We start from the raw sequence: 15,877 nt of genomic DNA, 5'->3' as shown, positions 1-15,877 counted from the left end.
TTCGGTTGGGCCCCCGGGGACGGGAGCGGCATGGGGGGAGTGCGCGGGGCACCGGGAATCAGACGAGCTGCCAGAGGTGGTCGTCGGTGCCGTTGTCGGCGAACTGCACGACGTGGGCGCTGTCGGCGGTGGACATCCCGTCCACCCCGAGCACCTTGCCGGAGTGCCGGTTGCGGATGCGGTACCAGCCGTCGCCGTCCGGGACGAGCTGCCAGAGGTGGTCGTCGGTGCCGTTGTCCTCGAACTGCACGACGTGGGCGCTGTCCGCGGTGGACATCCCGTCCACACCGAGCACCTTGCCCGAGTGGTGGTTGCGGATGCGGTACCAGCCGTCGCCCTCGGCGACCAGCCGCCAGTCGTGGTCGTCGGTGCCCGTGTCGCCGAACTGCACGACGTGGGCGCTGTCCGCGGTGGACATCCCGTCCACACCCAGGACCTTGCCGGAGTGCCGGTTGCGGACGCGGTACCAGCGGTCGGCGAGCCAGGGCCGCCCGTCCGGGGCGGCGGTGGGGAACGACGTGATGCGCAGCCTCGCCGCCCCCATCGGGACGAGCGTGACGTCCTGGACCGGTTCGCCGCTGCGCGCCGGGGAGTCCTGGAGCGGGGCGACGACCCGCTCGTCGTCCGCCGTCCATTCCGGGACGCGGCGGGCCTTCGCGGTGATCGTCAGGGGGGTGCCGTCGAGCGTGAAGGGGTTGTCGTCCCCGAGGCGCCGGACCGTGCGGGGGCGCAGGGAGGCGGCCGGATCCTCCGCGTCCAGGACGAGCCCGTAGTTCCACGGCCCGGTGGCGTGGACCGCGTACTGAGGGAACCGGTCGGTGCCGCCGATGCGCTCGTACCTCTCGCCGATGCGCAGGGAGTACGTGAGCGGGCCCCGGTCCACGCTGACGGAGCCGCGGTTGTGTTCCCAGGTGCGGACGGTGGTCCGCTGCGGGAAGCGCAGGGTGACCCGGTCCCCGTCCGCCCAGGTGCGGTCGATCCGGGTGAAGGCCGGGCCCGCCGGAGCGTCCACACCCTGTCCGTTCACCGCGATCTCGGGGGCCTCGCACCAGGCGGGTACGCGCAGCACCAGCGGGAAGCCCAGCGGCTTCGGCGCCTTCAGGGTCAGGGTGACCGTCTCGGTGAAGGGGTAGCCGGTCTCCTCGGTGAACGTGACCTCGGTGCCGTCGGCCACCTTCGCGGTCACCTCGCAGGCGGCGTACATCGCGGCGGCGAGACCCCCGTCGGGGGTGGCGAGCCACAGCTCCCCGGTGAAGTACGGCCAGCCCATGCCGTAGTTGTGCGGGCAGCAGCGGTACTGGTCGACGCCGGGCAGGAACGCCTGCATGGCGAAACCGTTCTGGAACTGGCGCCGGGACTTGGGCACGTCGTCCAGGTCGACGCCGTTGGCGCTCGTGATGTAGTGGACCGCCTTGCCCGAGGGGTCCAGCGAGGCGGGCAGCGAGTTGAACGCCAGCTCCTCGCAGCGGTCGGCCCACAGCGGGTCGCCGGTGATCCGGGTCAGCAGCTGGTGGCTGGCCATGAACTCGACGATGCCGCAGGTCTCGAAGCCCTGCCGGGGGTCGCCGTGCCCGGGGCGCGCGTTCTCGTCCCCGGCGAAGCCGCCGCCGGGGAACTGGCCGTACTGGTCCATGGCCCTGCCGTACGTCCCGTACGTGTCCCGGGTGCCCTGGGCCGAACCGCTGCGCAGCGCGTACTGGGCCGGCTCGCGGAAGCCCTGCGCGATGTTCACGTTGTGCGCGTCGACCAGGTTGTCGCCCCAGTCGGCACCGTACGCGTGGATCTTGTCCGCGAGGTCCAGCAGGAAGGTGTCACCGGTCCGGTTGAACAGCCAGAACACGCTGTCGAGACCATCGCCCCAGCGCAGCGCGATCCAGCTGGTGTCGAAGGCGCCGGGGCCCTGGGCGTTCATGTAGCGGAAGAACCGGCTCAGGAAGGGGATGATCCGGTTGTCGCCTGAGTACTCCTGCCAGGAGCGCAGGGCCTGCACCAGCGGCAGGAACGGCCAGAAGTCCGGGCCGCCGTTCAGCGACGTGCGCAGTGCTTTCGGGCCGAAGAACCCGTCGGACTGCTGGGTGGCGAGGATCGCGTCGAACCAGCGGCGCACCGCCGCCAGGGCCGTCGCGTCGCCCGTGACGATCGCCAGGTCGGTGTAGCCGCGCAGCCAGTACGGCACCTCCTCCCAGCCGCCGAGGTCCGGGCGGACCCAGCCGGTGGCCGTGAAGTCCAGGAAGTGCGAGAACTCCTCGTAGCGGCCGCACAACCCGTCGAGCTGGAGTTTCAGCTGTCCGGCGAGCCAGCCCCGCGCGGTGACCCGGCCGGGCGGGAGCCGCAGGAAGGCGGTCGGGTGCAGGGGAGCGGCGTTGGGGGAGTAGTGGCCGCCGCGGGCCGGGTCCACCCGGTGTCCGGCGGCCGTCGCGGTGGACGACCAGCGGCCGGCCGCCGTGGTGGCGGCGACGGTGGCGAGGGCGCCGGTCATGAGTTGTCTGCGGTTCAGGGGCATGGGGGAGGGCTCCTGCTCTGCCGGGCATGGGGCTCCGGCTCAAGAAAGGCGCATCAGACAAGGGGGGCCGCCACGGCGCAGCGGTCCGGACCGGCTGCGCGCACGACGAAGAGCGCCGTCGCGATCCGGGGAGGGCGGGGCGGCACTTTCTATGCAACGTTGGAAAATGGGGTTCCGGCGGTATGACAGCACGCCGCCGAGCGGCTGTCCAGGGGCCCGGCAGTATCCCGTGGGCCGGGGCGGTCCGGGCGGGACGGGCGGCTCCGACACATTTTGGAAACGCATCGACAACGCTCTTGCCGCCCGTGCCGCGCCGCCTATATAACGTTGTAAACCGAGCCGCCGAGAGGCCGCGCAGGCTCTCACGACCACAGTTTGTGCAGCTAGGGGCCGTCTCCTAGCGGGGCCGTGAGTGCAGTGACATCAGCCGCCGTGCAGCGGCCGATGCATCGTCCAGCCATGACCGACCGCACGCCCCTCGGCGTGCCGTCATCCCGCCAAGGAGCTCCCGCGCATGATGATCCAGCGCCGATCCCGTACCCTCGCCGTGGCCTGCCTCCTCGCCGCCACCGCCACGCTGGCCGCCTCCGGCTGCTCCAAGTCGGAGTCCTCGGACTCCGCGAACGCGGACAGCAGCCAGGGCGCCCAGGCGGCCAAGACCCCCGAGTCCTCGTCCGGTTCCGGCTGCTCGCTGGAGGCGTACGGGGCACCGAAGCTCGACCTGAAGAACGCGGTGGTCGGCTTCTCCCAGTCGGAGAAGGAGGCCAACCCCTTCCGTATCGCCGAGACCCAGTCCATCAAGGACGAGGCCAAGAAGATCGGCGTCAAGAAGCTGCTCACCACCAACGCTCAGTCGCAGCTGTCCAAGCAGATCAGCGACATCCAGGACATGCTGTCCCAGGGCGCGCAGTTCCTCATCGTCGCCCCGCTCAACTCGGACGGCCTGGAGCCGGCGCTGAAGGCCGCCGCCGCCAAGAAGGTCCCGGTCCTCACCATCGACCGCAAGCTCAACTCCACCGCCTGCAAGGACTACGTGGCCTTCCTGGGCTCCGACTTCGTGGAGCAGGGCAAGCGCGCGGCGGACGCGATGATCGAGTCCACCGGAGGCAAGGGCAAGGTCGCCATCCTCCTCGGCTCGTCGGGCAACAACGTCACCACCGACCGCACCAAGGGCTTCGTCGACCAGCTCAAGGCCAAGGCCCCCGACATGGAGATCGTCGCCCAGCAGACCGGTGAGTTCGCCCGTGACAAGGGCCAGCAGGTGATGGAACAGCTCATCCAGTCCAAGCCCGACATCACCGCCGTCTACGCGGAGAACGACGAGATGGGCCTCGGCGCCGTCACCGCGCTGAAGGCCGCGGGCAAGAAGCCCGGCAAGGACGTCAAGGTCGTCTCCGTCGACGGCACCCGCAACGCCGTCCAGGCCATCGTCAACGGCGACTACAACGCCGTCATCGAGTCCAACCCGCGCTTCGGTCCGCTGGCCTTCGCGACCGCCCAGAAGTTCTACGGCGGCGAGGAGATCCCGGAGAACGTCATCATCACCGACCGCGCCTACAACGAGGCGAACGCCAAGGAATCGCTCGGCGGCGCGTTCTGATCCGACCCGGCCCCACCTGTCCGTAAGGGCGTGTCCCGGACACGCCCCGGCACCACCGGGCGCCGGCCCGCGGGCCGCGCACCCGGCCCCGTCGGCCCCACCGCCGCCGTGACGCTCCCACCCGTCACGGCGGCGACCGGGCCCACACCCTTGGAAGAGCGGAAGGCCAAGACCAGCCATGGCACCACCCGAAGCAGTACCGCAGCCGCCGGAGCCGGCCGCCGGCGTGCGGGGGACCACCCCGCCCGCCGCCGCCCTTGTGAAGGAGGCCGACCCGGCGCCCGCCGTCCTGGAGGCCCGCTCGGTGAGCAAGCGGTTCCCGGGCGTCGTCGCCCTCGACGGCGTCTCCTTCTCCCTGCGCGCCGGCGAGACCCACGCCCTGGTGGGGGAGAACGGAGCCGGGAAGTCCACCCTCATCAAGGTGCTGACCGGCGTCTACCGGCCCGACGAGGGAGAACTGCGGCTGGCCGGCGAACAGATCGCCTTCGCCCGGCCGTTCGAGGCCCAGCAGGCCGGGATCTCCACGATCTACCAGGAGGTGAACCTCGTCCCGCTGATGAGCGTGGCGCGCAACATCTTCCTCGGCCGCGAGCCCAGGAACCGGCTCGGCCTGATCGACTTCGCCCGGATGCACCGCGAGACCACCGGACTCCTCGACGGCTTCGGCGTCCGCGTCGACCCCAGGCGGCCGCTGCACACGCTGGGCATCGGCACCCAGCAGATGGTCGCGCTGGCCCGCGCCGTCTCCGTCAACGCCCAGGTCGTCATCATGGACGAACCCACCTCCTCGCTGGAGCCGCGCGAGGTCGAGACCCTCTTCCGGGTCATCGAGGACCTGCGCGGACGCGGCATCGCCGTGCTCTACGTCAGCCACCGCATGGACGAGCTCTACCGGATCTGCGACCGGGTCACCGTCCTGCGCGACGGCCACCACATCCACACCGGCGACCTCGCCGACCTGGACCGGATGCAACTCGTCTCGATGATGCTCGGGCGCGATATGGCAGAGGTCCGCCGCGAGGGGCTCACCCACTTCGACTCCGAGGGCCACGAGGTGGCGCGCACCCCCGTGCTCACCGCGACCGGCCTCTCCCGCGACCACCAACTGCACGACATATCACTGGAGTTGTACGCGGGCGAGGTCCTCGGCCTCGGCGGGCTCCTCGGCTCCGGGCGCAGCGAGACCGCGAAGGCCCTCTCCGGCGCGCTGGGCCTGGACTCCGGCGAGGTGAGCATCGGCGGACGCACCCTGCGCCGGCTCACCTCCGCGGCCGCCATCCGCTCCGGCATCAGCCTGCTGCCCGAGGACCGCAAGGCCGAGGGCATCGTCCCGGGCCTTTCGGTCCGCGAGAACATCGTGCTGGCCGCGATGCCCCGCCTCTCCCGCGCCGGCATCGTCTCCCGCGCCAAGCAGGACCGCATCGTCGACATCTTCATGAAGCGCCTCCGGATCAAGGCGGCGAGCCCCGAGCAGAAGGTCGGCGAACTCTCCGGCGGCAACCAGCAGAAGGTCCTGCTGGCCCGCTGGCTCTGCCTGGAACCCAAGGTCCTGCTGCTGGACGAACCCACCCGCGGCATCGACGTCGGCGCCAAGGCGGAGGTCCAGAGCCTCATCGACGACCTCGCCCGCGAGGGCCTCGCCGTCCTGCTCATCTCCTCCGACATCGAGGAACTGATCGAGGGCGCCGACCGCATCGTCGTCCTGCGCGGCGGCGCGGTCGCGGGCGAACTGGCGGGCGACGAGGTGGCCGAGAGCCATCTGCTCGAAGTGCTCGCCGACCACTCTCCGGCACCCGAGGACAAGGCGCCGGCCGCCAAGGAGGACCCCCGATGACCCAGGCCGCAGTCTCCACCCCCGCAGCCCGGCCGCTCGCCCGGCTGCGCGACCCCGCCTGGTACCAGGAGTACGGCGTCTACCTCGCCGTCGCGGTCGTCCTGCTCTTCAACGCGCTGTTCACCGAGCACTTCATGACCGTGGACAACCTCCGCACCCAGCTCGTCCAGGTCGCCCCCATCGTCATCGTCGCCCTCGGCATGGCGCTCGTCATCGGCACCGAGGGCGTCGACCTCTCCGTCGGCTCGACCATGGCCCTGGCCGCCGCGCTGCTGCCGCTCTACCTCGGCTACGGACTGGTGCCCGCCCTCGTCATGGCGCTGCTGGCCGGCGCCCTGGTCGGAGCGGTCAACGGCACCCTGGTCTCACTCGTCGGCCTCCAGCCCATCGTCGCCACCCTCGCCCTGTTCGTCGGCGGCCGCGGCCTCGCCCTGGTCATGGCGGACAGCCAGCTCAAGCAGATCGTCAACCCCGACCTGCTGTCCCTGGGCACCGGCTCCTTCCTCGGTATCCCGCTGGTCGTCCTCATCGCCGGCGTCCTCGCCGGCGCCGTGGCCTTCCTCGTCACCCGCACCACCTTCGGCCGCCAGGTCGTCGCCATCGGCGGCAACCGGTCCGCCGCCGCCCTGGCGGGTCTCCCCGTACGACGGGTGCTCATCGGTGTGTACATGCTCTGCGGAGTGCTGGCCGCCCTCGCGGGCATCCTGGCCACCGCCAGGCTCACCGCCAGCGACCCCTCCTCGCTCGGCACGCTCATGGAACTCTCCGCCATCACGGCGGTCGTGGTGGGCGGCACCCCGCTCAACGGCGGCTCCATCCGCGTCCTCGGCACCGTCGCCGGCGCCCTGCTGATGCAGCTGCTGCGCGCCACCCTCATCAAGCACGACCTGCCCGACTCCACCGCACAGATCGCCCAGGCGGCCATCATCATCGCCGCCGTCTACGTCGCCCGGGAGCGTCGGTCCCGATGAACGAAACCTCACCTGCCCCGGTGGCCTCCGCACCGGCACCGCGCAAGACCCCCGCGACGGGCGGCGGCAAGCCCGCCACCAAGGCCGCAACGCGGTCCCTGACCGGCCGGCGGATCGCCGAACTCCTGCAACGCCAGGGCGTGCTGGTCGTCCTGCTCACCGTCGTGATCGTCGCGTCCTTCATCTACCCGTCCTTCCACACCCTGGACAACGCCCGCGGAGTGACCGTCCAGGCCTCGTTCCTGGCCGTGGTCGCGCTCGGGATGACCATGGTCATCATCACCGGGGGCATCGACCTCTCCGTCGGTTCCGTCTTCGCGCTCGGCGGGGTGCTCGCCGCCTGGGCCTCCCAATGGGGCTTCCTGCCCGCCCTGTTGACGCCACTCGTGGTGTGCGGTGCGATCGGCCTGCTCAACGGATTCCTGGTGGCACGCGCCGGAATGGCGCCCTTCATCGTCACCCTCGCCACCCTGCTCGGGGCGCGCGGCCTGCTCCTCGCGATCACCGACGAGGGCGCCACCACCTACCTGGTCCCCAAGGACTCGGCCTTCGCCGAGCTGGGCCAGGGCAGCGTCTGGGGCTTCGGCTACCCGATCCTGGTCGCCCTCGCCCTCTTCGGCGCCGGCGGACTCCTCCTGCAACGCACCTCGTTCGGGCAGACGATCTTCGCCGTCGGCGGCAGCAGCGACGCGGCCACGCTGATGGGGCTGCCCGTCGCGCGGACCAAGATGCTCGTCTACACGCTCAGCGGACTGCTGGCCGGGCTCGCCGGCGCGCTCAACGCCGCCCGGCTCTCCTCCGGGGTCACCATCCTCGGCGTGGGCATGGAACTCGACGCGATCTCCGCCGTCGTGATCGGCGGCACCCTCCTCATCGGCGGCGCCGGATCGATCAGCGGAACGCTCTGGGGCGTCCTGCTGCTCCAGGTCATCCAGAACCTGATCAACCAGATCGGCACACTGAACTCCTCGTACCAGTCGGTCGTCAGTGGCGGGTTCCTTATCGTTGTCGTCGTGGCCCAGCGCTATCTGGCGCGCGGCCGCAGAACCACCTGAACCGGTGCCGGGGCCGCCGCCGCGGCCCCGGCACCGTTCGAGCCGATCGAGCCGAACCGGCACAGCCGGGCCACCGCGCGACACCGCGCGACAAGTCGATTCAGGGAGTGCCGTGGGCGTCAGCCTCAAGGACGTTGCGCAACGGGCGGGCGTGTCCATCAAGACCGTGTCCAACGTGGTGAACAACTATCAGCACGTCACACCGAAGATGCGGGCCAGAGTGCAGCAGGCCATCGACGAGCTCGGCTACCGGCCGAACCTCACCGCCCGCCATCTGCGCAAGGGCCGCACCGGGATCATCGCGCTCGCCGTCCCCGAGTTCGGCAACCCCTACTTCGCGGAGCTGGCCGGCGCCGTCGTCGATGCGGCCGCCCGGCACGACTACACCGTGCTGGTCGACCACACCGGCGGACTGCGCGAGAAGGAACTGCTGGTCAGTCAGGGCTTCCGGTCCCATGTCATCGACGGGCTCATCCTCAGCCCGATCCACCTGGAGACCGAGGACCTGATGGCGCGCGCCGACACCGCGCCCCTCGTCCTGCTCGGCGAGCGCGAGTACGAGGCCCCGTACGACCACATCGCGATCGACAACGTCGCGGCGGCGCGCGAGGCCGTACGCCACCTCTTGGGCCTCGGCCACCGCCGGATCGCCTTCCTCGGCTCCCGCACAGGACGCGAACGCCAGCCCGCCCATCTGCGGCTGCGCGGCTGGCGCGAGGAGCTGGCCGCCGCCGGCGTCGAGCCGGACGAGTCGCTGGTCGTCGTCACCGACGGATACGGCCGCGAGGACGGCGCCTCCGCCATGGCCGCGCTCCTGGACCGGGGCGAGCGGCCCGACGCCGTGTTCGCGTACAACGACCTCATCGCCATCGGCGCGATGCGCACCCTCACCGAGCGCGGCCTGCGCATCCCCGAGGATGTCGCGGTCGTCGGTTTCGACGACATCGAGGAGAGCCTCTACGGGGCCACGACGCTGACCACCGTGGCGCCCGACAAGGAGGCCATCGCCCGGCTCGCCGTCGACAGCCTGGTCGAGCGGCTCTCCGGCGACCAGGTCAGCGAACCCCGGCGGCCCCGGCCCGGCTACCGGCTCGTCATCCGCGAATCCACCGTTCCCCGGCCCGCCGCCGGCCGGGCCGCGCCGTAGACACCGCCCGGACTGCCCGCCACCCCTGGGGAGTCCGGCGCATACGTCCCCGGTCCGCCCGTCCAGCCGCTTCGGCCGTCCGATCGCCCCAAGGATCCTTGATGCCTCGCCCCACCGTGAACCGCAAACCGTTCGGCGCCCATGGGCCCACGGACGTCGACGTCCTGACGCTCGACTCCGGCACCGGAGTCCGGGCCGAGATCCTTACCTACGGCGGCATCCTGCACCGTCTCACCGTGCCCGACACCACCGGTGACCCCGCGTCGGTCGTGCGCTCGCTGCCGTCCCTGGACGACTACACGGGCAAGAACCCCTTCTTCGGCGCGCTCGTCGGGCGCTACGCCAACCGCATCGCGCACGGCAGGTTCACCCTCGACGGCACGGAGTACCAGGTCCCCGCCACCGACCGGGGCCACGCCCTGCACGGCGGCCCCGACGGATTCCACACCCGCGTCTGGGAGGCCGCGGCCGACGCCACCGACGAGGCAGCCACCGTACGGCTCACCCTGCACAGCCCCGACGGCGACATGGGGTTCCCCGGCGCGCTGGACGTCACCGTGACGTACACCCTCGACACGGCCGGCACCCTCGCGCTCGACTACGAGGCGACCACCGACCGCGCCACCGTCGTCAACCTCACCAACCACGCCTACTTCGACCTCGCGGGCGAGGGCGACATCCTCGGCCACACCCTCCAGGTGGACGCGGAACGCTACCTGCCGGTCGACGAGGACGGCATCCCCGAGGCTCCGGCCGCACCCGTCCGGGGCACCCCGTTCGACCTGACCGCACCGCGGACCCTCGCGGAACGCCTCGCGCTCCCGCACGAGCAGCTGCGCCGGGCCGGCGGCTTCGACCACTGCTGGGTCCTCAACGGCCCGGACACGCCCGCCGGACCGCGCCGCGCGGCCCGCCTCGCCGCACCCGGCGCCGGACGGGTCATGGAGGTGTGGACCACCGAACCCGGCATCCAGGTCTACACCGCCAACCAGCTGGACGGCACCCTGGCCACCGCCGACGGCGGCCGCCACGACCGGCACAGCGCCGTCTGCCTGGAGACCCAGCACCTGCCCGACTCGCCCAACCGCCCGGACCACCCCGGCACGGTCCTGCGCCCGGACGAGACCTTCCGCAGCCGCACCGAGTTCCGCTTCCCGCACCTGCGGGACCTGCCCGGATGAGGTGGGCCGGGCCCGTCAGGTGACCTTGCGGCCCTCGGCCATGGCGGCCACCGCCCTGCGCAGCCGCGCCTGCCTGACCTCGGGCGTGGACGCCGTCATGAGGCGCAGCAGCACCAGATAGCGGTCGGACCTGCCGAGCCGCCCGAAGAAGTCCCCCGCCGCCTCGTCCGCCGCCAGCGCGGCGGCGAGATCGGCGGGAACGGTGGCCAGGCTCTGCGAGGGGTACGCGGCCTCCCACCGCCCGTCCGCGCGCGCCGCCTCGACCTCCGCGAGGCCCGGCGCGCGCATCCGCCCCGCCTCGACGAGCGCCTCCACCTTCTCCACGTTGACCAGCGACCAGACGCTGCGCGGACGGCGGGGCGTGATCCGCTGGAGGTAGTACACCTCGTCGCAGGACTTGCGCTGCCCGGTGATCCAGCCGAAGCAGAGGACGGCGTCGGTGTACTCGTCGGCCGTCACCGACGCCACGCCCGAATTCCGCTTGGCGACCTTCAGCCAGAGGCCCGGCCGGTCGGCATGATGCTCCTCCAGCCACGCTTCGAGGTTTTCGGCACACGCGAAGGTCCGGGCGTTCTCCGGGGTGTCGGCCGTGCTCGTCATCCTGCTGCGCCTTCCGCTCGGCACCGGACCCGCTGCCCGGCCACCCATGCCACGCTAGGCAGCCTTTAGGACAGATTCCGTCCTCTACATCAAATTACGATGAGCCTCGTATTATGGGAGTCCCGGACGGAGCGACGAGACGGAGAGCCACCGTGACCTCTGCCAGCACCATGGCCCCGGCGGCGGGCGCGCGCACCCTGGCCCACCCCGCGCGCCAGGAGATCAGGCTCGAAGCGGTCCTGCACGCCCTCTCGGACCCGGTACGGCTGTGCGTCGTCCGGGAACTCGCGGCGGCCGAGGGCGAGCTCACCTGCTCCTGTTTCGACCTGCCGGTCACCAAGTCCACCACCACGCACCACTTCCGGGTGCTCCGCGAGAGCGGCATCGTCCGGCAGACCTACCGGGGCACCGCCAAGATGAACGGGCTCAGGCGCGACGACCTGGAGGCGCTGTTCCCCGGTCTGCTCACCGGCATCCTCGAAGCGGCGGAGCTCCAGGCCGGCCGCCTCGGCGGGAGCTGACCGGGCGCGCCCGCATCCCGCCCCGGGCTCCGCACGGGCGGAGCCCGGTAATTCATTGACCGATCAGCCACGACGGGACATGCTGTAGCCCCGCCCGGCCCGCCACCGCCCGCAGGCGCCCTTCGGGGCCCATGCGCGGCCGTACCGGCCGGAGTGCCGTGCCCCGGTTCCGGCGACGCAGGGGATCGCCGGAACCGGCGCGCGCCTCAGGCGGCGGACCTGGAATTGCCCTTGGTGGCGGCGGCCCACTCGACCAGCAGACGCTGGTACTGCTCCTCGTCCTCCGGGGACAGGTGGCCGCCCGAGCGCCGCCACAGGTCGCGAATGTCTTCATTCACCACTGCGGCTGAGCGTACGGAGCTGGACGGGCACGAAGTCGGGGACATACCTACCAGGCTACGGCCCCGATGTGACAATCCGACCCATTGCGCGTCAGGGACATCTCTCACATCTCTGTCAGGCAACCATCGCGGTCAGTCCGAGCTCCCGCAGCCCGTCGGGCCGCTCGTCGACCGGTGCATGCTGCACGAACCGCACCTCGCAGCCCAGTGCGGCGGCCCCACCGTCCGCCACCCGGTCGTCGCCGACCATCACCACATCCGTCGGATGCTGTCCCAGAAGTGTGCAGGCCGTGTGAAAGAGGCGCGCGTCCGGCTTCTGGACGCCGTGCTCGAAGGAGAGGACGTACGCGTCCACGTACGGGTCCAGGCCGTGCGCCCGGAACACCGGCCGCAGGTCCCAGCCGATGTTGCTGACGACCCCGATCCCGGCCCCGGCCTCACGCAGCCCCTCCAGCACCTGTGCCGCGTCCGGGTAGGGGCGCCAGGCGTCCGGCGACAGATGGCGTTCGTACAGGACGTCGTACAGCCCCGGGTCGGGCAGGGCGACCTGGCGGGCCAGACCGGTGTACACCGCGCGGTGCAGCTCCGCGTTCTCGTCGCGGTGCGCCCAGCCTTCCGCCAGCTCCTCGGGCATCCGCCGCGGACTGGGGCCGCCGGGCAGCGCGCCGGCCGCCTCCAGCTCCGTCGCGTACCGCTCGAAGTCCGCATCGGTCACGCGTACCCCCCGCTCGGCGAGGGCCCCGGCGAGCCAGGAACGGACGGATTCGATCCGGAACAGCGTCCCGGAGAAGTCGAAGAGCACACCCTTGATCGGCATGGCACCGATCCTCGCCCACGGGGTGGAGGCGGGCAAGAGGCCCTGTTCAGGCCACCCGGCCGGGGCCGGAACGGGCGGCGTACCGCTCGAAGCCGCGGACCGCGAGGGCCACCAGCGCCGCTCCCAGAAGCCACCCGCCCAGCACGTCGGACGGCCAGTGCACCCCCAGATACACCCGGGTGAGACCGACCCCGGCCACCGAGACGGCCGCCGCTCCCACGGCCGCCCGCCACAGCGGGCCCCGGACCCCGGACCGGTGCAGCAGCCACAGCAGGAGACCGCAGCTCACCGTCGCCGTCATCGCGTGCCCGGAGGGGTAGGCGGCGTACGTGGCGGAGTCCACCGGGTCCGGCCACCGGGGGCGGTCCCGGCCGACCGCGGCCTTGACGCCCTGCTGGAGGAGCGAGGAGAGCACGGTCGTGGCCGCGACCCAGACCGCGAGCGGCCGGGCACCGCGCCACCACAGGGTCACCACCGCGACCGCGACCAGGGCGCGCATCGTCCACGGGTCCCACAGCCAGTCCGTCAACAGCCGGTTGACATGGACGAGGCCGGGCTCGGCCACCGCCCGCCGGTGCAGCGACCGGGCGACCGAGCGGTCCAGGTCCATGAGCGGCTGCCACCGGGCCACGACCAGGGCCGTCAGCGCCCCGGCGAGCACCGTGCAGACGGCCCCCGCGCGGGCGACCGGCGAAGAGGCGCGGGCGCGGTCCACGAGGGAGCGCGGCGACACATGCATGGCACGATCCTCGCCGAGCCCGCCACCCGAGTCCATCCCAGCACGCTGGACGGCACACGGTTCGGCCCGGCCCGTCGGGGATCACACCCGGCTCGCCGGACACCCAACGGCCCCGCTCACCGGCCCCCGCTCACCCCAGCGCGCTGAGCCCCGGCACGAACGCGACCAGCAGCGGCACCACGGGTACGAAGGCCGCCGCGGCGGTCAGCCGCAGCCGGCGGGCGGCCGTGAGCCGGCCCGCCGGGGCCAGCAGCCGGTTCACCCGCAGCGGCAGCTCCGCGTCCCCGGCCGGGCAGGGGCCGAACACACCCCGGTCCTCGTTGAGTTCGACCAGGGCGAGGGCGATCGTCAGCCGGCCGAAGCGCCGCGAGGCCACATCGTCGGCCGCCAGCTCGACCAGCCGGTGCATCTCGCCTCGGAACGCCGCGAACACCGGGACCTGCGGGAAGCCCGAGGCCAGCGCCTCCGAGCAGTTGAGCAGCCAGTCGTGCCGTGCCTGCGCGTGGCCCTGCTCATGGGCCAGGACCGCGTCGAGCTGCCGCCCTTTCAGGCGCCCGAGCGCGGCCGTGGTGATGACCAGCTGGGGCGCGGCCCCCGGCAGCCACCAGGCGTCCGGGCGCTCGCCCTCAAGGACCACGAGACGTCCGCTCCCCGGCTCCTCGCCGGGCATCAGAGGGGCGCGCACCAGGAGTTCGGCCCGCCGCTGCCTGCGCCGCAGGTGCGCCCGGTGGATCTCCCGGGCCAGCATGGCCGCCGTCCACACCCCGCCGAAGGCCAGCAGCACCGCCATCACCGCCGACCACGGCCCGTCGTCCGCGAGCGCGTACGCCTCGACGACGCCGTGCGGCGCGGGCGCGAAGACATGGCCGCGCACCGCCTGCCACGCCGCGGCGGCGCTGAACGTCATGGACAGGCCGAACGACAGCAGCACCCCGGCCACCACGCACTGCCAGACCCACAACGCCACCACGGGCTCGCGCTCGGGCCACTCGGCCCGCGCCATCAGTCGCGGAGTCACGACGGCGGCCAGTGCACCGAGCAGCAGCAGCGCTAGGGAGACCCACATGGCGTCAGCCTATGAGGGCCGCGCCACACACGGGTACGGCTGCGCGCGCCAAGTGACGCACGCCACGATTGCTCCCGCCCGCCGTCTCACAGAGTGAGCAGCATCGCGAACATGGCTATGCCCATGGTCAGCCGGCAGGCCGGTGCGAGCTCGGGCGCCACCCCCCACGCGGGCGCCGGCCCGCCGCCCGCGCCCACGGAGGCCGCGGTGGCCATCGGTATGAGCCGGGCGCCCGAGCGCAGCACGTACACGGCGTAGTAGACGAGGAGCAGCCCGGTCAGCACGGGTATGCCACCCGCGGCGGCCATGCCGTGCGAGCCCATCGTGTGCGCGCCGTGGCCCGAGCCGCCGGCCCCGGCCATCACGACGGCCATGTAGACCATCGCCGATGAGCCGACCAGATGGTGCAGGTGGTGGCCGTCGCGCCGGGAGAACCACAGGGCACGCAGGGCCGCCACCCCGAACAGCACCGCGTACACGCTCCATCCCCAGGCGGGCGGGGCGACCGCGGCGGCCGGAATCGCCATCGCGGCCATGCCGAAGCCCATCAGCGCCTCCGCCCGCGCGGTTCTGCGGTCCTCCGCACTGCCCGCCCGGGTCCGCAGCAGGCAGTACGCGCCCGTCACCGCGCACAATGTCATCAGCAGCCATCCGGACACCGCCGGTCCGTGCACAGCGCCCTCCCCCCGAGCGAATCGACATGCCGTCGACCAGAGGATGCCCGGGGACGGCGGCCCGTATGCGGCTCACGGGAGTGCGGGGGAGCGCGCGCCGGAGGTGTTCTCGCGATACGCATGGTGCCCGCGCCCCTCGCACCGCCGTGGTGAGCCCCGTGAAACCGCCCGGGGACGGATATGGCCCCGGGCGTTACGCTTCTGCGGCACCGCCCTTGCAGAGAAACCGGAGAAGCCCCCGCCATGGACACCGCACCGCCCCGGGAATCGGGAGAGCTGACCTTCCGCGACGCGACGGACGCGGACGTCACCGCGCTCGTGGAGCTGATCGAGTCGGCGTACCGGGGCGACAGCAGCCGCGCCGGATGGACCACCGAGGCGGACATCCTCCAGGGCCGGCGCACCGACCCGCAGGGGGTGCGCGAGGTGGTGGGCGGCTCCGGCAGCCGGCTCCTCGTGGTGGAGCGCGACGGCGCTCTGATCGCCTGCTGTCAGCTCGAACACCGGGGCGAGGCCGCCTACTTCGGTATGTTCGCGGTCCGTCCCGCGCTCCAGGGCGCCGGCCTCGGCAAGGTGATCATCGCCGAGGCCGAGCGCACCGTCCGGGAGACCTGGGGCGTGCGGGAGATGCACATGACGGTGATCTCCGTACGCGAGGAGCTCATCGCCTGGTACGAGCGCCGCGGCTACCGCCGCACGGGCGAGCTGACTCCGTTCCCCTACGGCAACGAGCGCTTCGGCATCCCCCAGCGCGACGACCTCGTTTTCGAGCTGCTCATCAAGGAGCTGCCGCGGGAGGTCTGACGCGTGCCTACGCGGTGAAGCGGC

15 protein-coding genes are annotated in these 15,877 nt (G+C 72.2%); 8 read left to right on the top strand and 7 right to left on the bottom strand.

What is annotated here, in order from left to right; all coding sequences use genetic code 11:
- Positions 1-58: 58 nt before the first annotated feature.
- On the bottom strand, positions 59-2,503 hold the full coding sequence (locus tag P8A18_RS02260; RefSeq protein ID WP_306051266.1) for an RICIN domain-containing protein: 2,445 nt from the start codon (positions 2,501-2,503) through the stop codon (positions 59-61).
- Positions 2,504-3,017: 514 nt separating this feature from the next.
- On the opposite strand from P8A18_RS02260, the gene P8A18_RS02255 reads away from it, so the two are divergent.
- The 6 genes from P8A18_RS02255 to P8A18_RS02230 all read left to right on the top strand — a co-directional run bounded on the left by P8A18_RS02255 (position 3,018) and on the right by P8A18_RS02230 (position 10,291).
- A complete protein-coding gene (locus P8A18_RS02255) occupies positions 3,018-4,103 on the top strand; it encodes an ABC transporter substrate-binding protein (RefSeq protein WP_306051264.1) in 1,086 nt (361 codons plus the stop codon).
- Positions 4,104-4,281: 178 nt separating this feature from the next.
- Positions 4,282-5,937: a sugar ABC transporter ATP-binding protein gene (locus P8A18_RS02250; RefSeq protein ID WP_306051262.1), complete on the top strand. Its 1,656-nt coding sequence runs from the start codon at positions 4,282-4,284 to the stop codon at positions 5,935-5,937.
- Entirely contained in the window at positions 5,934-6,908 is a 975-nt protein-coding gene (locus P8A18_RS02245) for an ABC transporter permease (protein WP_306051260.1), read from the top strand. The genes P8A18_RS02250 and P8A18_RS02245 overlap by 4 nt, the downstream gene beginning before the upstream one ends.
- The gene (locus P8A18_RS02240; protein ID WP_306051258.1) at positions 6,905-7,963 is read left to right on the top strand and encodes an ABC transporter permease; all 1,059 of its coding nucleotides are present in this window, start codon (positions 6,905-6,907) and stop codon (positions 7,961-7,963) included. Before P8A18_RS02245 ends, P8A18_RS02240 begins: the two co-directional genes overlap by 4 nt.
- A 112-nt stretch (positions 7,964-8,075) precedes the next feature.
- Positions 8,076-9,110: a LacI family DNA-binding transcriptional regulator gene (locus P8A18_RS02235; RefSeq protein ID WP_018549800.1), complete on the top strand. Its 1,035-nt coding sequence runs from the start codon at positions 8,076-8,078 to the stop codon at positions 9,108-9,110.
- Positions 9,111-9,211: 101 nt separating this feature from the next.
- Positions 9,212-10,291 (top strand): aldose epimerase family protein, encoded by a 1,080-nt coding sequence (locus P8A18_RS02230; protein ID WP_306051255.1) that lies wholly within the window; start codon positions 9,212-9,214, stop codon positions 10,289-10,291.
- A 15-nt stretch (positions 10,292-10,306) separates the two neighbouring features.
- Here P8A18_RS02230 and P8A18_RS02225 read toward each other — a convergent pair whose 3' ends face one another.
- Positions 10,307-10,891 carry a YdeI/OmpD-associated family protein gene (locus P8A18_RS02225; RefSeq protein ID WP_306051253.1) on the bottom strand — a complete coding sequence of 195 codons (585 nt, stop codon included), beginning with the start codon at positions 10,889-10,891 and terminating at the stop codon, positions 10,307-10,309.
- Between the two features lie 170 nt (positions 10,892-11,061).
- Between P8A18_RS02225 and P8A18_RS02220 the strand changes: the two genes are divergently transcribed.
- Entirely contained in the window at positions 11,062-11,412 is a 351-nt protein-coding gene (locus P8A18_RS02220) for an ArsR/SmtB family transcription factor (RefSeq protein ID WP_306060624.1), read from the top strand.
- A 206-nt stretch (positions 11,413-11,618) separates the two neighbouring features.
- On the opposite strand, the gene P8A18_RS02215 is transcribed toward P8A18_RS02220, so the two are convergent.
- The 5 genes from P8A18_RS02215 to P8A18_RS02195 form a co-directional block, all read right to left on the bottom strand.
- On the bottom strand, positions 11,619-11,798 hold the full coding sequence (locus tag P8A18_RS02215) for a hypothetical protein (protein ID WP_306051251.1): 180 nt from the start codon (positions 11,796-11,798) through the stop codon (positions 11,619-11,621).
- A 70-nt stretch (positions 11,799-11,868) separates the two neighbouring features.
- The gene (locus P8A18_RS02210) at positions 11,869-12,570 is read right to left on the bottom strand and encodes an HAD family hydrolase (RefSeq protein WP_306051250.1); all 702 of its coding nucleotides are present in this window, start codon (positions 12,568-12,570) and stop codon (positions 11,869-11,871) included.
- A 46-nt stretch (positions 12,571-12,616) separates the two neighbouring features.
- Complete coding sequence (locus tag P8A18_RS02205) at positions 12,617-13,309, bottom strand: phosphatase PAP2 family protein (protein ID WP_306051248.1); 693 nt, start codon at positions 13,307-13,309, stop codon at positions 12,617-12,619.
- A gap of 130 nt (positions 13,310-13,439) precedes the next feature.
- Positions 13,440-14,375 (bottom strand): M56 family metallopeptidase, encoded by a 936-nt coding sequence (locus tag P8A18_RS02200; protein ID WP_306051246.1) that lies wholly within the window; start codon positions 14,373-14,375, stop codon positions 13,440-13,442.
- Positions 14,376-14,461: 86 nt separating this feature from the next.
- On the bottom strand, positions 14,462-15,049 hold the full coding sequence (locus P8A18_RS02195) for a DUF5134 domain-containing protein (RefSeq protein ID WP_306051244.1): 588 nt from the start codon (positions 15,047-15,049) through the stop codon (positions 14,462-14,464).
- Between the two features lie 243 nt (positions 15,050-15,292).
- On the opposite strand from P8A18_RS02195, the gene P8A18_RS02190 reads away from it, so the two are divergent.
- Positions 15,293-15,853 (top strand): GNAT family N-acetyltransferase, encoded by a 561-nt coding sequence (locus P8A18_RS02190; protein ID WP_306051242.1) that lies wholly within the window; start codon positions 15,293-15,295, stop codon positions 15,851-15,853.
- Positions 15,854-15,877: the final 24 nt, after the last annotated feature.

The sequence above is a fragment of the Streptomyces sp. Mut1 genome (assembly GCF_030719295.1).
In the GTDB taxonomy this organism is placed as follows: Bacteria; Actinomycetota; Actinomycetes; order Streptomycetales; family Streptomycetaceae; genus Streptomyces; species Streptomyces castrisilvae.
This window is presented reverse-complemented; position numbering and strand designations above follow the sequence as displayed.